Here is a 22,429-nt window from a genome sequence, read left to right as displayed (position 1 = left end):
GTCAGGACACCTCCGCATGGCGGATGCAGACGCCGTCGGGCCCGAAGATATGGAGGTGACGCGGCTCCAGCGCGAACGGCACGATCCCGCCCGGCCGCGCCGCGACACGGCCCGGCGTCACCGCGATCAGCATGCGACCGCCGCAGTCGCCGGCGATATGCGACTGATCGCCGAGCCACTGGTTGGAGATGACCTTGACCCTGACATCGCCGGTCCCGACGGTGATCTTCTGCGGCCGGATCCCGATCCGCACTTGCGGCGTTGCGCTAAGCACCTGCTCCACCGCGCGGTCGAGCCCGGTGCCGCCGATCGTAAAACTCATGTCGGAGCTGACCGACAGGCGGAAGCCGCCGTCCGATCGCGTCACCTCGACGTCGAGCAGGTTCATCGGCGGCTCGCCGATGAAGCTCGCGACGAACAGGTTCGCGGGTCGGCTCTTCAACTCCTTCTCGCTGGCGAATTGCTGCAGCACGCCGCCTTCCATCACCGCGATGCGGTCGGCCAGCGCGCTGGCCTCGGTCTGGTCATGGGTGACGAAGATCGCCGTCATGCCGCGCTCGGCGAGCAGGCTCTTGATTCGGCCGCGCAGCACCGCGCGCAATTGCGGCTCGAGCTGCCCCATCGGCTCATCGAGCAGATAAAGATCGGCATCGCGCACCAGCGCCCGCGCCAGCGACACGCGCTGCTGCTGGCCGCCGGAGATCGCACGCGGGTAGCTGTCGAGGATGTCCTCGATCTCGACCAGGCGTGCGATCGCGTCGACGCGGCGCGTGACCTCGCCGCGCGGCAGCTGCGCGGATTTCAGCGCGAACGCAATGTTCTCGCGAACCGTGAGCGGCGGATAGAGCGAGTAGCCCTCGAAAGCCATCGCGACCTTGCGACGCGCCGGCGGCAATTCGTGGATGCGCCGACCGCCCAGCGCGATCGATCCGGCCGAGACGTCCTCGAATCCCGCGATCATCCGCAGCGTCGAGGTCTTGCCGCAGCCGGACGAGCCCAGCAGCGCGACGATCTCGCCCTTCTCGACCATCATGTCGAGCGCGCGCACCGCATGCACCGGCGGCTTGCCGCGGCTGCGATAGACCTTGTCGATGCCTCGAAGCTCAAGCATGTCCATGGTCATCCGCTCCTACGCCGCCTTGAGCCGATGTGACGGCCCGATCCGCAGGCCGGTCGCGCGATCGAACAGCATCGCGGCCTCCGGCGCGAAGCGGACGAACACCGCGTCGTCCGCCGCGCCGAGCGGCGCATCCGGCGGCAGTGCCGCCAGCCACTCCGTTCCGTCGGAAAGGCGGAGCAGCAGCACCGCCTTCTCGTGCATCGGCGTGATGGCGAGAATGCGCGCCGGGATGGCGTCCTCGCCGGAGACGGACGAAATCGCGAGGTCTTCCGGCCGAACGCCGAGCCAGCACGGACCCGGTGCCGCGCCATCGCCCGCTCCAAGCCGCATCTTGGCGCCCGCAATCACCGCCGAGAGCGCGCCATGCTCGGCAACCGGCGTGACCTCGGCCAGGTTGATGGTGGGATCGCCGAACAGCCGCGCGACCGCGACCGATGCCGGCTGCGCATAGATGTCCGCAGGGGTCGCGACCTGGGCGAGCCGGCCGTCGATCAGCACCGCAATGCGGTCCGCGATCGCCATCGCCTCGCGATAGTCCTGCGTCACATAGAGCACGGCGGCGGCGCCGCGGCGCAGCAGGTTCGGCAGTTCGAGCCGCATCTCGTAGCGCAGCTTGGCGTCGACATTGCGCAGCGGATCGTCCAGCAGCAGCACGTCCGGATTGCCGACCAGCGCGCGCGCCAACGCGGTGCGCTGCTTCTGTCCGTTCGACAATTCGCGCGGCGCGTGGCCGAGCACGTGCTCGATCTTGAGCAGCCTGCTGATCGCGGCGACGCGGCCGGCGACGTCGCTGCCGCCCTTGGCGCGCAGGCCGCTCGCGATGTTGTCGCGGGCAGTCATGTGCGGGAACAGGGCAAAATTCTGGAACGCCATGCCGATGCCGCGCCGCTCCGGCGGGGCACCGATGACCGAACGGCCGCCGACCAGGATGTCGCCGTCGTCGGGCTCGAACATGCCCGCGATCATCCGCAGCAGCACGGTCTTGCCGCTGCCCGACGGCCCGAACACGGCGACGATCTCGCCGGGCTCGACCGCCAGCGACAATCCGTCGGCGGGCCGCGCCGCGCCGAATGTCTTGCTCACCGATTTGATCTCGAGACGCGCCATTGGATCAGCCCTTCACCGCGCCGAGCGAGAGACCCTCGACCAGATAGCGTTGCGCATAGAGCGCGAGCAGCAAGGTCGGCGTCACCGACAACACGATCGCCGCCGCGATCTGGCCATACTGGATACCGGACGCCGTGACGAAGGCGAGCGCGCCCACCGTCACCGGCTGCTTGTCGGCCGACGCCAGAATCAGGGCGAACACGAAGTTGTTCCAGCAGAAGATGAACGACAGCAGCCCCGCCGCGGCGATGCCCGGCCCGGCCAGCGGCACCGCGATGTGCGTGAAGGCCTCGCGCCAGGAATGCCCGGCCAGCCGGTAGGCGTGCTCGATGTCGGGACTGATGTCCTCGAAATAACCGCGCACGATCCACAGGATCAGCGGCAGCGCGATCAACTGATAGACCCAGACGATGCCGAAGTAAGTGTCGTTGAGACCGAGCTCCTGGTAGTAGAGCGACAGCGGCAGCAGCACGAGCAGCGGCGGCGCGAAGCGGAACGACAGCAGCGTGAACGCGATGGTTTCGCCAAGCTTGAACTTGAAGCGGGCGAAGGCATAGGCCGCCGGCACGCCGAGCAGCAGCGCCAGCAACACCGCCGCACTCGACAGCACGACGCTGTTGAACAGATTGCGCATGAAGGAGATCTGCAGATTGCCGGCCGCGGTGCGCAGCTGGCCGGAGATCAGCGCCTCGTAATTCGAAAGCGTCGGCTCGAACAGGATGCGCGGCGGGATCCGCAGGATCTGCTCATTGGTCTGGAACGACATCAGGAAGATCCAGACGATCGGAAACATGAAGAAGAGCAGGATCAGCGTGAGCGCTGCGCCCCGGAAGATGCGGCCGGCAAGGCTGGAATGTTCCATCGCGGTCCTCTCCGTCAGGCGTGGCCGTGCGCGCGGGCGCGCAAGCGGAGCCAGTTCTTGATGAAGATGTTCGACAGGATGTTGGTGATCAGCCAGAGGATCATCAACAGCGCCGCCGACCTGCCAACATTGGTGTATTGGAAGAACTCCAGATAGGCCTGCACCTGGAACACCATCAGCCGGTCGCCTGGCCCGCCCTGCGTCATCGCGTAGATGATGTCGAACTGCTGGATCGAATCGAGCAGGCGGAACAGCGAGGCGGTGATGATGTAGGGCGCCAGCATCGGCAGCGTGATGCGGAAAAACACGAAGCTCGCCGGCACGCCGTCGAGCGCCGCCGCCTCGAACGGCTGGCGCGGCAGCGAGCGCAGGCCCGCGAGCAGCAGGATCATGATGAACGGCGTGTAGACCCAGACGTCGACCAGCACCACCGTGAACAGCGCGCTCGACGGATCGGACGCCCATTTGAAGTCGGTGACGCCGAACAGGCTGACCAGATAGGACAGGATGCCGAAGCTCGGATTGGTCATCAGCTTCCACATCAGCGCCGCGATCGCCGGCGCCGTCATCAGCGGCAGCAGCAGCGCGATCGAGACCGCGTTGTGAAAGCGGGTCGGCCGGCGCAGCAGCAGCGCGATGCCGAGCCCGAGCAAGAGCTCGAGCACGACCGTCAGCGCGGTATAGGTGATCGAGATCCGGAACGTGTTCCAGAACGCCGGATCCGACAGGAAGTCGATGTAGTTGCCGGCGCCGATGAAGCCGCGCAGATAAGGCAGGTTCAGCCGGTAACGCTGCAGCGAATAGACCGCCGCGGTCACGAACGGCACCAGGATCGCGACGCAAACCAGCAGCGCCGGCAGGCTCAGCAGATAGGGCAGCAGGCGGATGCGCGGCCTTGGCTTGGCCGGGGTCGCCGGCGCGTTCGTCTGGAGAAGTTGGACCATGCTCATGATGATAAGAGATCGCGTTCGGCTGGCAAATGCCGCCGGCTCGGACCGGGGCTAGGGAATCCGAGCCGGCGGATGAGCGTGGTGCGGAGGAGGATCAGGGGCACCACGCGAGTTCGCCCGGCTCAGCCGAGGCCGGCCTGCTTGAGCTGGCGGTTGATGCTGTCGGCGAGCTTGTCCAGCCCCTCGTCGACGCTGACCTCCTTGGCCACCATCTTCTGCAGCGAAGCGGCCCACTCGGTCGTCAGGTCGAAGAACAGCGGCTGCGCCGTGAAATAGATCTTGGCGCCGGGCGACGACATGTCGTGCTGCTCGAGATAGCCGGGATAGGACTTTGCGATGCGGTCACGGAACTCGTTGTCCTTCCACACCGATGCGCGCACCGGGTTGACGAAGTCCATCTTGCGCGCGCCGAACAGATCGTGCTCGACGGAAGCCGCCCACTGCATGAACAGCCACGCCGCGTCCTTCTGCTTGGAGAAGCTCGACAGTGCGAGCGACCAGATCCAGACGTTCGGCGTCGGCGCCTTGGCGGCCGGGTTGGCGGCGAACGGCGCGTAGCCGAGATGCCCCCGCTCCTTGTTCTCGCCGCCGTTCATGAAGTAGCCGAGAATGTCGGCGTCGAAGATCATGCCGGACGCGCCGGCGCCGAGATCGGTGCCGACCTGGTACCAGGTGTAGGTCGACCAATTCTTCGGGCCCGAGGTCTGGATCATCTTGACCCACTTGTCGTGGAAGTCCTTCGACGCCTTGGTGTTCATCGCGGCCTTCAGCTTGCCGCCTTCCATCACAAAATCCTTCTGGCCGAAGTTGGAATAGGCCGACAGGAAGCCGGGATGGATGGTCGCCCAGGAGCGCGAGCCGCGCACGCCGACGCCGTAGGGACCGCCGGCGTCCTTGGTGATCTTGGCCGCGACCTCGAGCATCTCGTCGAGGTTCTTCGGCGGCTTGACGCCGACCTTGTCGAAGACGTTGCGGTTGTAGGTGATGTTGTTGAGCTCGTAGCCCCAGGGAATGCACCACTGCTTGGCCTTGCCCGAGCCGAGCTCGGAGCCGGCGACGCCGTCCCATGCCGTCGAGGCGCGCAGGCCGGGCAGCACGTCGTCCCAGGCAAAGGCCGGGTTGGTCTTGGCGGGATCCTTGATGTAGGTGTTGAGGTCCTCGATCCAGCCCGCCGGACCGTAGGTCCAGGTCATGTAGGCGCCGGTCATGAAGGCGTCGTACTGGTCCGACTTCGACGACAGCGCCGCCGTCACCTTGTCGAAATAGACGTCCTCCGGGAAGATGTCGTAGCTGACGTTCATGCCGGTCAGCGTCTTGAACGCCTCGATGTCTCCGATCATGGCGTCGACATAGGGGTGCTTGTTCAAGAGCAGCTTGACCGTCTTGCCGCTCTGGGCTTTCCAGTTGAAATCCGCGGCCATCGTCCTCGACATCGACGAGGCAAAGGCGGCGTTCGCGGCAATGCCCGCGATGCCGAGCCTGGCGGCGCCGTCGAGGAGCTCGCGGCGGCTGATGCGTTTGGCGGCGTAGGAGTCGAACAGATTCTTCTCGCGATCGAACATGTATTTCCTCTCCTTGTTGACGCTCTTTATGTGTCCTTCCGGGTCTTGCTTCTTGATTTGCCGGATGTGGTCTCCGGCTTGGAGATGGCGAGTGCCTTTGCGGTCACCTCGTCGATGATCAGGCCGTGCAGGATGCCGCTGCGCAGCACGCCGCGCAGCGCGGTGACCTTGGCCGGTCCGCCGGCGATGGCGACGATGCGGTGCTTGCGCAGATCTGCCGCGCTCATCGAGGTCGCGCGGGCCGAGAGGTCGGTGTCCAGCACGGTTCCGTCGGCGCTGAAGAAATGCCCGAGCAGATCGGCGCAGGCGCCGACCCGCTTCAGCTCGGCGACCTCGTCGGGCCTGATCATGCCGCTCGACACCAGAAAGCCGTCGCGGCTGACCTGGCCGATGCCGACGAACAGCAGCGAGGCCTTGCGCGCCAGCGCGAACACGTCGGCGATGCCGTATTGCTGCATCAGCACGGCGCGGTCGGCGACCGAATTGGCGAACACCGGCACCGGCAACAGATAGGCTTCCGCGCCGGTGCGCTCGGACAGCCGGTGAATCACGTCGAACGGATTGGCGGCGAATTTCCGCGTCAGCCCGCCGAGCAGCGAGACGAACTGCACGTCGCGCGCCGGCGTCTGCGGCAGCTGCTCGACCACCGCGGCGAGCGTGCGGCCGTGGCCGACGCCGATCACCGTGTCGTCGCCGCGCTCGAGGATCTGGCGCAGGAAGCTCGCGCCCTCCAGCGCCAGCGCCTTCAGCGGAAGCTCGCCCTCGCCGAGATCGGGCGCGACGCGGCAGAACGACAGCCGGAAGCGCTGCGCCAGCTCGTTCTCCAGCGCGACGCATTCGGCGACCGGGCCTTCGACGAACACGCGGATCATGCCCTCGCGGCTGGCGCGCGCGATCAGGCGGTGCGCCTTGGTGCTCTGGATGTTGAGCCGGTCGGCGACTTCCGACTGCGTCAACCCGGCCGCGAAATACAGCCACGCCGCGCGCGTCGCGAGCGATGCTTCGCCGTCGATCAACGGCAGCCGGTCGGAAGGTGCGGCCATGTCCGGAAAAGTCCGCTTGCAAATTTCTTCACGCCTTGCAAAAAATTGCAGAGGCCGGACGGGGCGTCAATCCCCAAAACGTGCTGCAGCGCAACCGACGCTTTGCCGGGGCGCGGCACAAAATCACGGTGGACTCGCATGGGAGGCTTGTTTCTCGGCATCGACGTTGGAACCGGAGGCGTCCGCGCCTGCGCCATCGATGCGCAGGCCGGAATCCGCGGCTTCGCGTCGGCCGCGCTGCCCGCACCGCGGGTCGACGGCAACGCGATCGATCAGACGCCGCAGCTCTGGTGGCAGGCGACGGTCACTGCGATCATCAAGCTCGGCGAGGCGGTCGATCTCGGCGGCGTCACGCGCGCCGTCGTCGACGGCACATCCGGCACGTTGCTGCTGGTCGATGCGGCCGGCCGGCCCTGCTCGCCGGGCCTGATGTACAACGATGCGCGCGCCAGCCATGAGGCGACACGCGTGGCCGCGGTGGCGCCGTTGGAAAGCGGCGCGCACGGCGCGAGCAGCGCGCTCGCCAAGCTGCTTTATCTGCAAACCCACGGCTACATCGGAGACGCGCGTCACGCGATGCACCAGGCGGACTGGATCGCCGGCCGCCTCACCGGCCATTATGGCGTCAGCGACGAGAACAATGCGCTGAAGCTCGGCTACGACCCGGTCGCACGCCAATGGCCGCGCTGGCTTGATCGGCTCGGCGTGCGAACCGATCTGCTCCCGAAGGTGCTGGTCCCGGGAACGCCGTTCGCGGAGATCGATCCGGCGATCGCGCGGGCGCTCGGACTGCCGCCTGCGGTGCAGGTCGCGGCCGGCACCACCGACGGCGTTGCGGCGTTCATCGCGACGCGAGCGAACCAGCCCGGCGATGCCGTCACCTCGCTCGGCACCACGCTGGTGGTGAAGCAGCTTGCCACGCAGCCGATCTTCGCCGCCGATCAGGGCGTCTATTCGCACCGGCTCGGCGAGCGCTGGCTGGCCGGCGGCGCATCCAATTCCGGCGGCGCCGCGCTGTTGATGCATTTCAGCGCCGACGACATGGCGCGGCTGACGCCGCAGGTGAAGCCGGAGGAGCCGACCGGGCTCGACTATTATCCGCTGCCAAAACCCGGCGAGCGCTTTCCGATTGCCGATCCGGGACTCACCGCGCGGATCACGCCGCGCCCGGCGGAAGATCACCGCTTCTTCCAGGGCCTTCTCGAGGGCATCGCCGCGGTCGAAGCCCTCGCCTACCGGCAGCTGGCGCGGCTCGGCGCGCCGCGCCTGCGCCGCGTCATCGGGATCGGCGGCGGCGCGAAGAATGATGCGTGGACCCGGATCAGGCACCGCATTCTCGGCGTTCCCGTCTCGGTCGCCGAGCAGACCGAGGCAAGCTACGGCGCGGCGCTGCTCGCGTTGAACGGCGGTCCACCGTGAAGGCCAATGCTTCCGCAATCTCCGGCCTTGGCGCCATCGCCGACCGGTTCGATCACGTGCTGCTCGATCAATGGGGCACGCTGCACGAGGGCATGGCGGTGTTCCCTGCCGCGCTGGACTGCGTGGCGAGGCTGCGCGAGGCCGGCAAGCGCATCCTGATCCTCTCCAACTCCGGCAAGCGCGCGAGCAGCAATCAGCGCCGGCTCGCGGCGCTCGGCCTTGCACCGGAGGCGTATGACGGCGTGCTGTCCTCGGGCGAAGTCACGTGGCGCGGCCTGCATTCGCGCGGGCAGGCGCCGTTCGCAGGTCTCGGAACGGCCTGCTTCCTGATCTCGCGCGACGGCGACCACTCGATTGTCGACGGCACCGACCTCGCGGTGGTGTCTAACATGCGCGACGCCGATTTCATCCTGCTCGGCGGGCTCGACGATGACGCCGCCGAGCCCGAACATTGGCGCGAACGGCTGACGTTAGCGGCTTCGCGCCGCCTGCCGATGCTGTGCGCCAATCCGGATCTCGTGATGTTCGGCGTCGCCGGCCTGATCCCGGCGCCCGGCGCCCTCGCCGCGTTCTACCAATCGCTCGGCGGCACCGTGTTCTTCGTCGGCAAGCCGTATCCGCCGATGTTTGCGGCCGCGCTCGCGCAATTGGGCCATCCAGCCGCACAGCGGATCCTCGTCGTCGGCGACTCCCTCGATCACGACATCGCCGGAGGACGCGCCGCGGGCATGCTGACCCTGCTGATCGGCTCCGGCGCCCACCGCGCGACGCTGGCCCATGCGCGCGACCTGCCGCAGGCGATCAGGACCGCAGCCGGCACCGCGGCGCGGATGCCGCACTGGACCATGGACCATTTGACCTGGTGAGCGCGAATGCAACAGCCCAAGATCCTCGATGAACTTCGCCGCATGTCGGCACGCGTCGGCAGGAACATTTTGCTGGTGCAGGGCGCGGGCGGCAATTCGTCCATCAAGCATGGCGACGTGCTGTGGGTGAAGGCGTCGGGCACCTGGCTGGCCGATGCCGAAGACAAGGATATCTTTGTCCCGGTCGCGCTATCCGCAGCGCGCGCGGCGCTCGCGCAAGGCGACGAGCGGGTGCCGCTCGCACCGCACGCCACGACGACATTGCGGCCCTCGATCGAGACCTCGCTGCACGCCTTGATGCCGCATCCCGTCGTGTTGCACGTCCATTCGGTCAACACCATCGCGTGGGCGGTGCGATCAGACGCGCGCGATGAGTTTGCCGAGCGCCTGCACGGACTGGCCTGGCGCTATCTCGACTATCATCATCCCGGATTGCCGCTGGCGCGCGCGGTCGGCGAGATCATCGCGCAGGACACGGTCGATGTCCTGATCCTGGGCAATCACGGCCTCGTGGTCGGCGCAGCCGACGCGGACGCCGCGGAAGCGCTGGTCCACGACGTCGAAAGCCGCCTCGCACTGCCGCCGCGCGAGATGCGGCCGGCGGATCACGAGGCGCTCGACCGACTATGCACAGCGACCGACTATCAGTTGCCGGCAGATCCGCTGTGTCACGGCATCGCCACCGACCGCGCCAGTTGCGCGATCGCGACGCGCGGCTCGCTCTATCCGGACCATGTGGTGTTTCTCGGTCCCGCCATGCCGCTGGTGGGGCGAGGCGACGGTCTCGCGGCCATGCTATCGCGCGCGCGCGCCAATCAAGTTCCCCTGCCCGTTGCGATCCTCGTGGCTGATATCGGTGCCGTCATTCGCAAGGATGCCAGCCCCGGGGCGCAGGCCATGTTGAGTTGCCTCGCGCTTGTCACCGGTCGTGTGCCGTCGACTGCCGCGGTCAGATATCTGTCGGCAGAGAATGAGCAAGCGTTGTTGAATTGGGACGCCGAACACTATCGGCGGCAGTTGAGCGGCAGTCGCTGACGTCATCGCAGCCCGTCCAGATCATTCCGAGTCCGGCGGCGCGACCCAAACATCGCTCTGCTGAATCCGGCGGATCAGCGCCTGCGGATCGAATTTGCGCAGGCCCGCAGCAAGTTCGAACGCTTGCGCCGCCTGCGGCTCGTCGCGGATGTGATCGGCGGCGATCACCGTCCCGTCCGCGGTCTTGACCTGCAGGGGAAATCCGCGCGCGCGGTCGACCCAGCCGACGAAACCGAAGCCGGACGCATCGCTGACGCGATAGACATCGGTCCGACGCCCCGCGATGGTCTCCTCCCCGTCGCGCTCGCAATGCCAAATTGCCGAATCGTTCGGCGCCGCGAGTTGCGCCATCGCCTGCCATTGCCGGCACGGCTGATCGGGGTCGACCGGCACGAACATCCGGGTGAGCTGGCTCGATTGCCTCGCGTCCATGAAGACGCGCGCTGCGGGGCGGACGAAAAGCGCCGCGGGCTTGGCCGAATCGATCAGGAAAAATCCATCCGGAAAGGCCGCCGCTTCGATCCGCGCCTTCTGCTCCGAGACACGCAGGGTGCCCACCGCGGTCGTCGTTCCGTCCTTCCTCGCCACGAGATCGGCAGAAAACTGCTGCGCCTCGGCCGATATCGCCGTGGCCGCCGGCTGGACCGCGGCAAGCAGGCATGCTGCGACGATCCTGATGCCCGGCGATATTCTCTCGTTGCGTTTCATCGCAAATCCTCAATCGATACAGGCAGACACGACGGCGCCGACCGAACCATCGGTTCGATCGGCGCCGGCCTTGGATGAGATCAGGTCCTCGACGAGGATCCGATCACTCGGTGTAGGACAGCGTGACCGGCTTGCTGAAGTCGAACGCGTCGAACAGGTCAGAGAGCGCCGGGCTGTTGGTCGGAACGTACTCGTTGTTCTTCGAGTAGGTCGGGTTCGGCAGGTTGTCGCGGCTGCGGTTCGTCAGCGGCTCGAGACCCCAGTTGCGTTCGATGAACTTCAGCAGCGACACGTGGTCGGCGTAATTGTGGTTGACCTTGCCGCCCGTCGAATAGGGCGAGAGGATCAGGGTCGGAATCCGCGGTCCGTCGCCGAAAAAGTCGATGGACTGCTGGTAGCCGGAGTCCCAGTAGCCGCCGGCCTCGTCCCAGGTGATGAACACCGCGGTCTCGGCCTTCAGCTCCGGATTGTTGTCCAGCGCGTTGAGCACGTTGAGGACGTAGGCTTCGAACAGATCGACCTTCGAGCTCTGCGGATGACCGTCGAGCAGGCCGTCCGGCTTGCCGAACGATACCGCAGGCAGCGTGTTGCCCTGGATCGCCGTGATCAGATCGGCCGTGTCCTTCATGTGCGCCTGACGCACGGCCGGGTTGGCCATGATCGAGGTCGCATACTGGAACGGATTGCAGATCTGGCAGTAGGCAACACCGAGCGCGTGGGCCGGATCGGCCAACGCCGCGGCGTTGAGGTCAGGCTTCGCCGCGTTGGCGGCAACCGCGGCGTTCGAAAGCGCCACGGCGTCGTTGAACGCACCGCCATAGAACGCCCAGGAGATGTTCTTCTCCATCAGCGCATCGCCGATCGTGCGGACCGACGACGGCGGGACGTTGTTGCCGCCCGACAGCGCGCCGTTCGGCAGGTAGCCCGGGTTGACGTTGTTGAGCATGTAGTAGTGGTTGGGCTTGCAGTTCGGCTCGGCCGCGTACGGCAGATTGTTGAGATAGGTCACGATCGGCTTGACGCCGGGGTGGGACACGTCAGAGCAATCGCTCCAATTGCCGTCGACGGTGTAGCGGTTGACCGTGCCCGCCACCGGGTTCGGGTTGGCGATCAGGTTGGCCGGCGGCGTCACCGCGTTGCCCTTGCCGTCGCTCCAGAACGCCGCATCGCCGGTGCCGAGCATGAAGTGGTTCGCACCGGTGCCGCCATGGAACGACTGGTGGAAGTTGTCGCTCAGGGTGAAGCGGTCCGCCAGCATCTTCAGGACCGGAGCCTGACCCTGCTGGGCGTTGTAGAAGCCCATCGAGTTGGCCATGCTCTTGTTGGTCGCCGAATAGGTCGCCATCACGAACGGGAACAGGTCGTTCAGGCAGCCCGAATTGTTCTTCTTGGTGGCGCTGGCGGCGCTGCAGTCTTCCTGCTGCCAGTCCTGATAGAAGCGGTGCGTCGAGTCGCCGGTGTAGTCGTCGTCGCTGATCTGGTCGCCCTGCAGCGGGAACGGTCCGTTCAGATTGCCGGCGCCGGGAACGCGGGTGTCGAGCACGTTGCTCGCCAGGCCGCTGAAGCCGGTGGTGAGGATATCGAGATCGGCCGAATCCATGTCCTTCTCGACGCTGGCCTCTGCGATGGTCTTGAACGGCGGAGAGGTATCGCTCTGCGCGCTCGGCGTGCCCGCGGTGTTCGGCTGCGGCATCTTGTTGGTCGCATTGTAGGGCGACTTCGCGATCTCCGGCGCGCCGATGTAGAACGACTGCTGGCCCGCGACCGAGAACTGCTGCGCCTGCGCGAAGTTCGGACCCGGCGTTCCGTCCTCGTTGACGATGCCCTTGGACAACAGGTTGGAGATGGTCTGTCCCTTGCCCTTCGGCTTGTAGATACCGAAGGTGTGATCCAGGCCGCGGTTTTCGCCGATCAGGATGATGACGTGCTTGATCGGGGACGCGGTCTTCACCTTGTCGCCGTGATCGTTGTCGCCGTGATGCTCGTTCTTGGCGCGATCGCCATCGTTGTGAGCATTGTGATTGTGATGCGAACGCTTGTCCCAATCGCTGCGGCCACCGGGATAGTGAGCGGCGTAGGCAGCGGTTGCGATGAGTACCGTTGATGCGACGCAGAGGGCGGTAGTGGCCCGCCAGTGCTTTTTGTAATTGAACGTCATTGTCGACCTCAGGGTGTTTGCGGTTAGCAAGACACTGCTTAGTGCGACAAAATGACGCATGCATTTCACTTCCGTGAAACCGCAAAAGAAGTTTCGAAACGTTCAAAGATCTTCTGCGCGGACATCCGCAGCGCATGACTGCATCTCTGCGATTCCAACGATTCAATTGGTGATCGAAAATTCTTCAGGCGGTCTACGTCGCAACGAAGAACCGCTAATGCGCTTCAACGTAGCTTAATCAATGCAAAACGTGCTTCGACTGCATCACCTGGCGAAGCGCGGCGTAGTGCCGATCATGCACGTCCTGATTGAACAGCGACCATGGCTCGGCGCTGGCCAGCACCGCGGGAACCGCGGCCGCCATCAGATAGCGGTAATTCCTGAACTCGGCCGCAGCGTCGGCAGTGCGTCCGGCTGCGACGGCCATCTCGATCCGCCGCAGCGTGAGAACGAGTTCCTTGAGGCTGTTGCGCGCAAGCACGCGCTGCTGCTCGCCACCGGATACGCTGGTGTTCTTGCGATCGGGATATTGCTCGGTCAATTCGCGCAGCTCGCGGCCGATCGTATCGACCGCCAGCGCAACGATGTCCTTGTCGCCGGACGGAATCGCCGTCGCTAGCACCGTGGAGAAGTCGTTGATCTCCTTCAGTGTCGCGCCGGCGCCGTCGCGCTCATAGGGCTGCATGCCGTCACCCACGGCGGTGAGGTAAGCGACCAGATCGCCCTTGTCCTGCGCCGAGAGGCCGAGTTGGAAGGTGCGGTCGAAATAATCGACGACCTGGCCAAAGTCGTCGAAGCGGCCGTCGTGGAAATACGGCGCGTTGAAATCGGCACTGCGCAAGGTCGGCGTCTTGAACAGGCCGCCGCTACCGACGTCATGCTGCTGATGATCGACGAAGCCGGATGACGGAACATGGCAGCCCGCGCAGCTCAGCGCAGGATCGTGCGGAAACGGCTTTGCGAACAACGCCTCGCCGCGGCGTTCCGATTCGCTGACCTTGCCGGCCAGCCGCCCGGCGGGACCAAGGCTCGGATTGGGCAGGAAGTCGATGTCCTGAATATAGGCCACGATCGCATCGAGCGTCGCCGGCGACGGCTCGGGCCCGGCGAACTCGTTGGTGATGACGTTGTGGACGAAATCGCGCAGCGAGGCGAACCGGCCATCGGCGCCGTAGGGCGCAAGATACTTGGCACCGCGCAGGCTCGGAATCCGCACCGGATCGAGCACCAGATTGTTGGCCTTCGGATTGAACAGCGGGCCTGACGTGTCGAACGTGCCGGGCCGGCTCGACATCTTCGGCATGAAGAATTTTGGATTGTTGGCGCCGTTGACGTGGCAGGTGCCGCAGCTGACGCCGGCCTGCCGCGCCACCTCACCGAGCAGCCCCGGTGAATTGAAGGCGAGATCGCCGAGATTGACGAGATATGACTTGCTGCCGGCGCGCTCGGACTGAAACACCTCGCGCGGCTTATCCAGGGCGTCTTCATTCAGCTCGGTGGTCGCGGGCAACACAGTCTTGTTCCCATCGACCGGAAACGCCACCGCGCGCTCCAGCGCGACAAGCGCGATCAGGCCCGAGAGCAGCGCGGCCAACCCCAACCGAAGCATTTTCATCTGACCTGCGCCTCCAGGGTCGGCCGCTGCAGCCCGAGCTTTGCCGACGCGCTCTGCAGTGCGACGACCAGCTCCTCGCTGGTCTGGCGCAGATCGGCAATGTTGACATGCGGCAGATCTGATGTGGCGACAATCGCCTTGAGCTGCCCGATTCTGTCAGTCACCATCTCGTCGAGCTTGCCGTCCACCGTGTTCAGCGCGCCCGCGAAAATCGTGTGGTAGGCGAAATCGATGCCGGCGATATTGTTGCGCATGTCGTCGAGCGAGGTGCCGCTGATGCGCGACTCGCCGCCGTCCGCCTTGCTCTCTCCGACCTCGTAGGCAAGCCGCACCGTGCCGTCGAGCAGCCCCTGCGGCGTGAGCTTGATATCCCCAAGCTTGCCGCGCAGATCATTCAGATGCTCGACCAGCGCCGCGGCGTCGGCGCGGACGTCGGTGTTTCCTGCGCCGAACAATTTCGCCTCGATCGCGTGGAACCCGCTGTCCGCGTTGGGCCAGGCATCGATCTCTGCGTCGAGCTCGGGGACGAATCCTGCGGTGAACACTTCCGAGCGCTCCCAGCCGGCACGTGCCGAAAGCCAGGCCTTCTTGGCGCCGGCAAGATCGGCGGCATCAGCACGCTCGCGCAGCGCACGTGCGCCCGCCAGCGCGCTTCCGATTCCCTCGATCAAGTACGGCCGATAGCGTTCGGCGCCCTCCTCCAGCGCGCCGGCGTTCGCCGCGCGCGCGCCAGCCAACGCTGCCAGCAAAGCAAGGCACGTCGCCAACAGCATCTTGTGCATTGTCAACCCACTCATCCGCCACGATGGCTCGTGGCACGCAGCGAGGCGAACTATTGTCGGTGTCCTATGCGGATTTGTGACAGGCGCGCTGCTTTGTCGCATCTTTTCTGTCTCAACGTTGTCATCGACGATCACATTCGCGCAAGCGCGTCACGCGTATCGCGGGCCGATTGAAAAATCAGCTGTTCAACACGAGCAAGTTGTTGCAACAACCGTTGCGCCCACCTCTCTCGTCCCGCCACGATGCATATCGACAGCGAAGCTGCTTATCTCATTGGATTCTACGGCACGCTATGCGTGCTCTGTGCTGCCGTCGCACTGATCGATCTTCGCCATGGCATTATTCCCGATTGGCTCAATCTTGCGATCGCCGTGCTCGGCCTCGTCAACGTCGTCGTCACGGAAGACGCAAGCGCCGCCTTCACGGCAATGGCGATGGCCGGCCTCGTCGGCTTGCTGTTCTGGCTATTCCAGCGTCTTTACTTCAGGTTGCGCCATGTCGAGGGTCTCGGACTTGGCGACGTCAAGTTTCTCGCCGCCGCCACGATCTGGGTCGGCCTTGCCGGAGTTCCAACGTTGCTGCTTGTTGCTGCACTCGCGGCGCTTGGCGTCGCCGGCGCGCTGCACCTCGCGGGACACGAGATGCAGCGTCAGACCTCGATCCCGTTCGGACCCTTCCTCGCGCTCGGGCTCTTGCTGACGCCGGCATTGCAGCGCTGGCTCGGCCTGAGCTGACCCGAACTTCTTTGACCGGTAGCGGGACTCCAGCAAGTAGCCCACATGAGCGAAGAGATGTGCGGGACAGCCTGAAACCCGCATGTCGCTTCGCTCATGCGGGCTACGCTTGCTCATCGCCTGCCCGAGGTGGCACCTGCTACTTGCGGCCGCGGCAAATCGTAAGCCTGCCCTTCAGCTTGTCATCGTCCCCGGGATCGACCGATTGCGGCCTGATACGATCTGCTTCTTGACTAGTGGGCGGCTTTGCCCGGCGCGACCTGACGGGTCGCGTCGTACCGCTTGACGCCTCATCGTCGTCGACGGTGCCGACGCTATAGCCATCATAATCGGCGGCCGGCTTGGCCGATGGCGGCGGAACGTCATCGGTCGCCCGTGACGAACCAACATTGCTCTTGGCCGATGGCGCGGGACTTACGGCAGCCGCCCGCGGCGGCGGCGCGCTGGTTGCCGTCGTCGGCGGCGGAACGCTGTCGGTCGTGGCCGGAGACGCCGCGCCCTCATTCAACGGAGCCGGCGGCGCAAGCGAAAGCGGCGCGGACCGCGACGTCTGAGATCTCGCGCTGTCGTGTGACCAAACTCCCGCCGCCAATAAACCAAGGGCAAACAGTGCTGCGTTTTTCATTGCCGTCCTGCAAATCACTTGAACAAAAACTTGATCGCGCGGTTCCCGTAGCCGCGCTTCGGCGAAAATTTCCAAATCTGACATGGCGGTCAAAATTGACGGAAGTGGGGTGTCGGCAAGTAGCCCTCGTCTTCAACCTGGCGAAGGTCAATCGGCACCTTCTGCTTCCAGAACGTCCCCTTGCCTCCAGCCGCCGTCGGATCGTCGAGCTGCGCGGTACCGGCCAGGCGATAGGCCGTGATGCCGGTGAAACAGCTTTGAAAATGCCGCCGCTGTCTCGTAACCGACCCGGCTCGCAATTCGTGCGATCGGCTCGTCGCTGGTTTCGAGCAGGAACGCCGCTTCCGCCATCCGGCGTTCGATGACATAGCGATGCATGGACTGGCCGACGAGCCTGGTGAAGCGGGCCGAAAATGCCGAGCGGCCGAGCCCCACGCGTTGGCCGAGGTCGCTCAGGGCCCAAGGCCGCTCCGGGTTTTCGTGGATCAGCTTGAGCGCGGGGCCGATATGCGGGTCCGATATCGCCCCGAGCCACCCGCCTTCTCCGGGCTTGAGAGATGCGATCCAGCTTCGGAGCGCTTCGACAAAGAGCACTTCCGTCAGCCGTGAAAGCGCGACGCGTTGGCCGGGACGCTCGAGTGCGGACTCGCTGACCATGCGGCGCAGGATCGCTTCCAGCCACCCACCGTCCGCCGTTGGCTTCAGCAGCAGCATGGGCGGAAGCAGCTCCAGCACACTACCGAACAGCGGCCGTGAGACGGTGAAATTGCCGCAGATCATGGTCGAGAGCGGCTTTGCGCGGCCGCCGTGACGAAGAACGCCAAGGCGCGGTGACGATCGATCGATATCGATAATCTGCAAAGGCTTGGCGCGGCGGTCCGAATATAGCGTATGCGGCTCGCCGCGCGTGATCACGACAAAATCGCCCTCGGTCATCTGGATTTCTTGTCCCTGTCCGAGCGCGAGGGTCGCCGAGCCCCGGCTGAGATAGTGAAATAGGGCGTAGGGGCGCGCCGGCAACTCCAGATTCCAGGGATGGCCGAGCTCGAAGTGAAAGAGCAGCGTCCCGCCGAGACGAACGCGATCGAGCACTTGGGCGAGGATGTCCATGCTGCCGAAATTAGACCAGCGGACGATCGGACACAACATCCGGACGATTGATCCCTATCGTCCGAAAGGTCCTCGGAATAGGTCACGTCGCGGCGGGCCGACGTCACGTACGGCAACCATTTCGCCAATGGCGGATGGATGAACCGCGACCCTGCTGGAAACGCCTGTCCAGTCCGCCGGACGGTGTTCGTCCGACATGCCAACAGGAACAATCAATGCGTAATATTCTCCTCTCAGCCGCCACCATACTCCTGGCCGGAACGACATTGGTCGGCTCCGCCCATTCCGCCGAACTGCCCAAGGAACTGCCCAAGGGAGCAGCCCACAACATCGTGCTCGTGCACGGCGCTTTCGTGGACCAGACGAGCTGGCAGCCCGTCGCCGAGATTCTCATGAAGAAGGGCTACAACGTCACGCTCGTCGAAAATCCGCTCACCTCGCTTGCCGCTGACGTCGATGCCACCAAACAGGCGCTGGCGAAGCAGGACGGCAAGACCGTTCTGGTCGGCCATTCCTGGGGCGGCGTGGTCATCACGCAGGCCGGCAACGATCCGAAGGTCTCGGCGCTCGTTTACGTCTCCGCATTCGCGCCTGACGTCGGACAATCCCTGGCGGCCCTCGCCAAGAGCGGTCCGGCAACCGAAGGTGCGGCGGCGATTCATCCTGACGACAAAGGCGACCTCTACATCGATCCCAAGGTGTTTCCTTCAGCGGTCGCGGCTGACCTTCCCCCGCAGATCGCCGAAAGCCTGGCGAACCATCAGCTTCCGTTGAATCACACGGCGTTCGAAGCACCGGTCGAAACCGCCGCCTGGCGCGACAAGCCGACGTTCTACGTGATCAGCACCAAGGACAAGGTGATCGCGCCCGAGGCCCAGAAGTTCTTCGCCGACCGGATGAAGGCACAGGCGACGGATGTCGCCGGCAGCCATGCTTCGCTCGTCGTTCATGCGAAGGAAGTCGCCGCAGTCATCGAAAAGGCCTCGCTTGCGAAGTGACAAGACTGCTCCCGGCACTCGGTGCCGGGAGCGCGCACGCCTACCCACAACAATATTGCACGCATCGTTGTGATGACGCGAACAAGACGCTGGAAGGGAATTTCGCATGTACAAGACACTCCTTGTCACTCTCGCCGGCTGGGCTCTTTCAACCGGGGCTGGAGCAGCTGCTTCCGCCGCAAGGCAAGAGCCGATCGATCATGCAACCGTTGATAAAATCAAAGCGAAGTTCGGCAGGCTGATGGAATTGGCCAACAAGCACGATTTCAAGGCTCTTCATGGAATGTTCTGGCAATCGCCCTCAACCCTGTTGGTGGCGAAGAGCGCGATCCAGTCCGAGGGCAACTGGGCCGGCTATTGGGGCAACGAGGCAATTGACCGAAAGCTGCATGATATCGGTAGCTCCGGTCCGGTCGTGCTCGAGCCGGATTATTCGAAGCTCAAGGTCGTCGGCCTGACGCGCGACGTCGCGGAGTCCTACGTGCCGATGAACATCACCGTGTCATATGCGGGGCAGGACGGAACCGCCAAGCCGTTCCTGATGATCATCAATTGGCTTCGCGTCGGAAATGACTGGAAGGTGGCTTCCGAAATCATTCTGCCGGTACCGCCCGCCCCCGCCGCGAAGGGCTAGGCGCGATGAGATTAGGTTGAACTGGCGCGGCAGCGGAAGTTCACCTCTCCCTTGGGAGAGGTCGCGCCGAAGGCGCGGGTGAGGGGTTACGGTCTCTCGTTGGAGCCGCGGCCCCTCACCCGATTTGCTGGCGCAAATCGACCTCTCCCCGTCGGGGAGAGGTGGACCGAACCTGCGGTCAAACCGATTCAACCTAACTTCATCGCGCTTTAGGCGCGCCAGTGCCGGGTAGGCCTGCGCCAAGCCCACGGGGATGATGCCGGCGCCCGGTCATTCGGGAAGCCCTGCTTGCCGCAATCCATCTTCATATCGCGCGACGTCCTCAGCACGTCGATAAGGACCAAGCATGTCTTTGAGATTGGAAAGACGCAGCGTGGGGCTCAGTTCTCGCAACCGAGCCATTGCCTTGTGTGCTTGCTCCGGCCGACCGGCCATTGCATTGCTCGCGGCGGCTATACGTAATCCAGGTCCATAGTCCGGACTGCACTGCAACGCCATGGCCGCCCATGATGCCGCTTCGTCATGGCGGTCCAAAAAGAAATGCGCATACGCGGTCCCGGCCCGCATTGCCATCAGCCACGGATCAAGTGGGCTCAGGCGAAGGGCACGCGCGAAGCGCTCGATCGCCGCTTCCGGCTCGCCGAGCCAGATCTTGACCCAGCCGCCGAAATTCCATGCCTCGGCCAAATTGGAATTGAGCGCGAGCGCGCGATCGACCAGGCCGGCGCCCACCCCGACATCCCCAACAACAAACGCCAACGCGTTCCCGCTAGCGGAGAGCGCGATCGCGTCATCCTTACCCAACTCGATTGCCCGTTGGGTGAGCTTCTTCACTTCTGCAATCGCGTTCGCGGTGTCGGGAATCCAGCCGTTGACCTTGGCAATCAGATAGCAAAAGGCTGCACGACCGTAGGCTGAGGCAAATTCCGGGTCGAACTCGATCGCGCTGTTGAACAGGCGCAACGCCTCGCCGTTCGCTTGCCGGTTACCAAACTGATGAAGCCGGGCCAGACCGCGCAAATAGAGGGCATAGGCGTCGAGACTGGTGGTCGGCTTGCGCTTGGCGCGCTCGATCTCGGCTTTTTGCACTGCCGGCGCGATCGCGCCGACGACGCTCTCAGTCACGTAATCCTGCAAATCGAAGATGTCGCCGAGTTCGCCATCATACCGGTCGGCCCAAATATGTGCTCCGGTAGCGGTATCGACGAGTTGTCCCGTAATGCGCACTCGGTTTGCCGCCTTGCGAACGCTCCCTTCCAACACGTAGCGCACGCCAAGTTCGCGCCCCACCTGCTTCACGTCAACGGCGTGCGCCTTGTAGGTGAAACTGGAGTTTCGAGCGATGACCAAGGGCGCGTTGAAACGCGACAGCGCCGTGATGATGTCCTCGGCCATTCCGTCGGCAAAGTATTCCTGCTCCGGATCGCCGCTCATGTTCTGAAACGCGAGCACGGCGATGGACGGCCTATCGGAGGGAGGGAAGACCTGAGATTGGCCTATATCCAGACCTGATATTTCCGCGGAAGCGGCTTGATCGGTCAGCCGTACCCGCCACGCTTGCATCGGCTCGGCGATATTCTTGAGGGACTGCTGTCCGATATCATCACAGGCGATCTCGACCTTGCCTCGCACCTGCCGATAGGCATCATCGGACATGCAGACCCCGCCCGGTTCGGCAATGCCTTCAAGGCGGGCAGCAATATTGACGCCGTCGCCGAAAATATCGTCGTCATCAAAAATGATGTCGCCGACATGAATGCCGATGCGATATTCGATCCTTTGATCCTGCGGCACGGCGGCATTTTGCTCGGCCAGGCTGCGTTGGATTTCAACTGCACAGCGCACCGCATCGACGGCGCTGGCAAACTCGATCAGCATTCCGTCGCCCGTCGTCTTGACGATATTACCGCGATGCGTCGCAACGGCGGGGTCGACAAGCGCTGTTCTGATCGACTTTAACTGGGCCAGCGTACCTTCTTCGTTGGCACCCATCAGCCGACTGTATCCCGCGATGTCTGCCGCAAGAATAGCCGCCAGTCGCCGTTCTACGCGCTCTTCGCCCAAGACGCACCTCGGCCAGGAAAATGACTTTTCAGCAGAAAATTAAGCGATGTCCGATTGCCAAACGTCCGTGACGGGTCACAACACGCTATTGCTGGGGTTGGATTGCGTATCCACTTCGCCCCCGAACGCGGAAATCCTAGATCTACTAGTAGGCACCCGAGTGCTGGCGACGGGGCACAATTTCGGAATATTGGAAGAATACCCCTGACTTGCCCGACGTGTCAAGTGGCGGTGTCGACGCTGTCAGTAGCTCGTGATCTGTCGCCTGTTTGTAGCTCGTGAAGTGTCGTGTTTTTGGTGCCCCGGGACAAAGGGGGCACGATGGGCACGGCATCCATTCACGAGGGGGTACGACGGATGCGGTTTTCAGATTTGCTGGAACGGACGGAGGCGAGGGAACTGACGCAGGAGGGCGCTGCGGAGCTTCTCGGGGTCAGTGTTCGGACCTTCCAACGCTGGGCGGAGCGTTACGAGGCGGAGGGCGATGACGGGCTGGTCGACCGACGCATGGGACGGCGATCGCCACGGCGGGCGCCGGAGGAAGAGCTGGAGCGGATGCTGGGACTGTTCCGCGACAAATACGCGGACTTCACGGTGAAGCACTTCCACGAGCAGCTGCAAAAGCGGCATGACTATGTGCTGGGCTATACGGTGACGAAGCTCGCCCTGCAGGCGGCGGGCCTGGTACGGAAGGCGCCGAAGCGTTCGGCGCACCGTAAGAAGCGCCCACGCCGGCCGCTGCCGGGGATGCTGCTGCACCAGGACGGGTCGCGCCACGTCTGGATCGAGGATCTGCCGGCGATGGACCTGATCGTGACGATGGACGATGCGACCAGCGAGGTCTACTCGATGCTGCTGGTCGAGGAAGAAGGCACGGCCTCGACGTTCCTGGCCTTACGCGAGGTGATTGGCGAGCGCGGCTTGTTCTGTGCGCTCTACACCGATCGCGGCAGCCATTATTTCCTTACCCCGAAGGCTGGCGAGAAGGTCTCGAAGACGCAACAAACCCAGGTGGGACGGGCTTTGTCGCATCTTG

Annotated in this window: 20 protein-coding genes; 8 read left to right on the top strand and 12 right to left on the bottom strand. The window is 64.5% G+C overall.

The window, feature by feature from the left end:
- Position 1: 1 nt before the first annotated feature.
- From CI41S_RS00965 to CI41S_RS00940, 6 genes are all read right to left on the bottom strand, one after another.
- Positions 2-1,117: an ABC transporter ATP-binding protein gene (locus CI41S_RS00965; RefSeq protein ID WP_430649984.1), complete on the bottom strand. Its 1,116-nt coding sequence runs from the start codon at positions 1,115-1,117 to the stop codon at positions 2-4.
- Positions 1,118-1,129: 12 nt separating this feature from the next.
- Positions 1,130-2,227 carry an ABC transporter ATP-binding protein gene (locus tag CI41S_RS00960; protein WP_139857031.1) on the bottom strand — a complete coding sequence of 366 codons (1,098 nt, stop codon included), beginning with the start codon at positions 2,225-2,227 and terminating at the stop codon, positions 1,130-1,132.
- 4 nt (positions 2,228-2,231) lie between these two features.
- Positions 2,232-3,089 carry a carbohydrate ABC transporter permease gene (locus CI41S_RS00955; protein WP_139857030.1) on the bottom strand — a complete coding sequence of 286 codons (858 nt, stop codon included), beginning with the start codon at positions 3,087-3,089 and terminating at the stop codon, positions 2,232-2,234.
- A gap of 14 nt (positions 3,090-3,103) precedes the next feature.
- On the bottom strand, positions 3,104-4,033 hold the full coding sequence (locus CI41S_RS00950) for a carbohydrate ABC transporter permease (RefSeq protein ID WP_172627953.1): 930 nt from the start codon (positions 4,031-4,033) through the stop codon (positions 3,104-3,106).
- A 128-nt stretch (positions 4,034-4,161) separates the two neighbouring features.
- Positions 4,162-5,601, bottom strand: a complete 1,440-nt coding sequence (locus CI41S_RS00945; protein ID WP_139857028.1) for an extracellular solute-binding protein — start codon at positions 5,599-5,601, stop codon at positions 4,162-4,164.
- A 26-nt stretch (positions 5,602-5,627) separates the two neighbouring features.
- Positions 5,628-6,644, bottom strand: a complete 1,017-nt coding sequence (locus CI41S_RS00940; protein ID WP_139857027.1) for a sugar-binding transcriptional regulator — start codon at positions 6,642-6,644, stop codon at positions 5,628-5,630.
- 138 nt (positions 6,645-6,782) lie between these two features.
- Between CI41S_RS00940 and CI41S_RS00935 the strand changes: the two genes are divergently transcribed.
- From CI41S_RS00935 to CI41S_RS00925, 3 genes are read left to right on the top strand one after another with little or no spacing between them, the layout of a single operon-like run.
- Positions 6,783-8,063, top strand: a complete 1,281-nt coding sequence (locus CI41S_RS00935) for an FGGY-family carbohydrate kinase (RefSeq protein WP_139857026.1) — start codon at positions 6,783-6,785, stop codon at positions 8,061-8,063.
- Positions 8,060-8,929, top strand: coding sequence for a TIGR01459 family HAD-type hydrolase (locus CI41S_RS00930; RefSeq protein ID WP_139857025.1), 870 nt, complete (start codon positions 8,060-8,062; stop codon positions 8,927-8,929). Before CI41S_RS00935 ends, CI41S_RS00930 begins: the two co-directional genes overlap by 4 nt.
- 6 nt (positions 8,930-8,935) lie before the next feature.
- Complete coding sequence (locus CI41S_RS00925) at positions 8,936-9,964, top strand: class II aldolase/adducin family protein (protein ID WP_139857024.1); 1,029 nt, start codon at positions 8,936-8,938, stop codon at positions 9,962-9,964.
- A 21-nt stretch (positions 9,965-9,985) separates the two neighbouring features.
- Here the strand turns inward: CI41S_RS00925 and CI41S_RS00920 are convergent, their stop codons facing one another.
- The 4 genes from CI41S_RS00920 to CI41S_RS00905 form a co-directional block, all read right to left on the bottom strand.
- Positions 9,986-10,672 carry a LolA-like protein gene (locus tag CI41S_RS00920; protein ID WP_244626371.1) on the bottom strand — a complete coding sequence of 229 codons (687 nt, stop codon included), beginning with the start codon at positions 10,670-10,672 and terminating at the stop codon, positions 9,986-9,988.
- 103 nt (positions 10,673-10,775) lie between these two features.
- Positions 10,776-12,830: a phospholipase C gene (locus CI41S_RS00915; protein WP_139857023.1), complete on the bottom strand. Its 2,055-nt coding sequence runs from the start codon at positions 12,828-12,830 to the stop codon at positions 10,776-10,778.
- 238 nt (positions 12,831-13,068) lie between these two features.
- A complete protein-coding gene (locus CI41S_RS00910) occupies positions 13,069-14,445 on the bottom strand; it encodes a cytochrome c peroxidase (RefSeq protein ID WP_139857022.1) in 1,377 nt (458 codons plus the stop codon).
- The gene (locus tag CI41S_RS00905) at positions 14,442-15,242 is read right to left on the bottom strand and encodes an EfeM/EfeO family lipoprotein (RefSeq protein ID WP_244626370.1); all 801 of its coding nucleotides are present in this window, start codon (positions 15,240-15,242) and stop codon (positions 14,442-14,444) included. Before CI41S_RS00905 ends, CI41S_RS00910 begins: the two co-directional genes overlap by 4 nt.
- A 228-nt stretch (positions 15,243-15,470) precedes the next feature.
- Here CI41S_RS00905 and CI41S_RS00900 point away from each other — a divergent pair, with 228 nt between their 5' ends.
- The gene (locus tag CI41S_RS00900; protein ID WP_139857021.1) at positions 15,471-15,962 is read left to right on the top strand and encodes a prepilin peptidase; all 492 of its coding nucleotides are present in this window, start codon (positions 15,471-15,473) and stop codon (positions 15,960-15,962) included.
- A 389-nt stretch (positions 15,963-16,351) separates the two neighbouring features.
- On the top strand, positions 16,352-16,516 hold the full coding sequence (locus tag CI41S_RS00895) for a hypothetical protein (RefSeq protein WP_244622255.1): 165 nt from the start codon (positions 16,352-16,354) through the stop codon (positions 16,514-16,516).
- Positions 16,517-16,734: 218 nt separating this feature from the next.
- Here the strand turns inward: CI41S_RS00895 and CI41S_RS00890 are convergent, their stop codons facing one another.
- The gene (locus CI41S_RS00890; protein ID WP_172627869.1) at positions 16,735-17,697 is read right to left on the bottom strand and encodes an AraC family transcriptional regulator; all 963 of its coding nucleotides are present in this window, start codon (positions 17,695-17,697) and stop codon (positions 16,735-16,737) included.
- A 215-nt stretch (positions 17,698-17,912) separates the two neighbouring features.
- Here CI41S_RS00890 and CI41S_RS00885 point away from each other — a divergent pair, with 215 nt between their 5' ends.
- The gene (locus tag CI41S_RS00885) at positions 17,913-18,695 is read left to right on the top strand and encodes an alpha/beta hydrolase (protein ID WP_139858514.1); all 783 of its coding nucleotides are present in this window, start codon (positions 17,913-17,915) and stop codon (positions 18,693-18,695) included.
- A gap of 106 nt (positions 18,696-18,801) precedes the next feature.
- Positions 18,802-19,329, top strand: coding sequence for a hypothetical protein (locus CI41S_RS00880; protein WP_139857019.1), 528 nt, complete (start codon positions 18,802-18,804; stop codon positions 19,327-19,329).
- A 270-nt stretch (positions 19,330-19,599) separates the two neighbouring features.
- On the opposite strand, the gene CI41S_RS00875 is transcribed toward CI41S_RS00880, so the two are convergent.
- Positions 19,600-21,393, bottom strand: a complete 1,794-nt coding sequence (locus CI41S_RS00875) for an adenylate/guanylate cyclase domain-containing protein (RefSeq protein ID WP_139857018.1) — start codon at positions 21,391-21,393, stop codon at positions 19,600-19,602.
- 357 nt (positions 21,394-21,750) lie between these two features.
- Between CI41S_RS00875 and CI41S_RS00870 the strand changes: the two genes are divergently transcribed.
- Positions 21,751-22,429, top strand: a 679-nt coding sequence (locus CI41S_RS00870) for a helix-turn-helix domain-containing protein (protein ID WP_172627868.1), incomplete at its 3' end; no start/stop codon positions are given.

Source organism: Bradyrhizobium ivorense, from assembly GCF_900696085.1.
Taxonomy (GTDB): Bacteria; Pseudomonadota; Alphaproteobacteria; order Rhizobiales; family Xanthobacteraceae; genus Bradyrhizobium; species Bradyrhizobium ivorense.
Note: the sequence above shows the minus strand (reverse complement) of the source record. Positions and strands in the feature narration are given on the sequence as shown.

Bases quoted from the DNA above. Each gene is read 5' to 3' on its own strand.
- CI41S_RS00965 (WP_430649984.1), bottom strand. From the start codon at position 1,117: ATGGACATGCTTGAGCTTCGAGGCATCGACAAGGTCTATCGCAGCCGC.
- CI41S_RS00960 (WP_139857031.1), bottom strand. From the start codon at position 2,227: ATGGCGCGTCTCGAGATCAAATCGGTGAGCAAGACATTCGGCGCGGCG.
- CI41S_RS00955 (WP_139857030.1), bottom strand. From the start codon at position 3,089: ATGGAACATTCCAGCCTTGCCGGCCGCATCTTCCGGGGCGCAGCGCTC.
- CI41S_RS00950 (WP_172627953.1), bottom strand. From the start codon at position 4,033: ATGGTCCAACTTCTCCAGACGAACGCGCCGGCGACCCCGGCCAAGCCA.
- CI41S_RS00945 (WP_139857028.1), bottom strand. From the start codon at position 5,601: ATGTTCGATCGCGAGAAGAATCTGTTCGACTCCTACGCCGCCAAACGC.
- CI41S_RS00940 (WP_139857027.1), bottom strand. From the start codon at position 6,644: ATGGCCGCACCTTCCGACCGGCTGCCGTTGATCGACGGCGAAGCATCG.
- CI41S_RS00935 (WP_139857026.1), top strand. From the start codon at position 6,783: ATGGGAGGCTTGTTTCTCGGCATCGACGTTGGAACCGGAGGCGTCCGC.
- CI41S_RS00925 (WP_139857024.1), top strand. From the start codon at position 8,936: ATGCAACAGCCCAAGATCCTCGATGAACTTCGCCGCATGTCGGCACGC.
- CI41S_RS00920 (WP_244626371.1), bottom strand. From the start codon at position 10,672: ATGAAACGCAACGAGAGAATATCGCCGGGCATCAGGATCGTCGCAGCA.
- CI41S_RS00915 (WP_139857023.1), bottom strand. From the start codon at position 12,830: ATGACGTTCAATTACAAAAAGCACTGGCGGGCCACTACCGCCCTCTGC.
- CI41S_RS00910 (WP_139857022.1), bottom strand. From the start codon at position 14,445: ATGAAAATGCTTCGGTTGGGGTTGGCCGCGCTGCTCTCGGGCCTGATC.
- CI41S_RS00905 (WP_244626370.1), bottom strand. From the start codon at position 15,242: ATGAGTGGGTTGACAATGCACAAGATGCTGTTGGCGACGTGCCTTGCT.
- CI41S_RS00900 (WP_139857021.1), top strand. From the start codon at position 15,471: ATGCATATCGACAGCGAAGCTGCTTATCTCATTGGATTCTACGGCACG.
- CI41S_RS00890 (WP_172627869.1), bottom strand. From the start codon at position 17,697: ATGGACATCCTCGCCCAAGTGCTCGATCGCGTTCGTCTCGGCGGGACG.
- CI41S_RS00885 (WP_139858514.1), top strand. From the start codon at position 17,913: ATGCGTAATATTCTCCTCTCAGCCGCCACCATACTCCTGGCCGGAACG.
- CI41S_RS00880 (WP_139857019.1), top strand. From the start codon at position 18,802: ATGTACAAGACACTCCTTGTCACTCTCGCCGGCTGGGCTCTTTCAACC.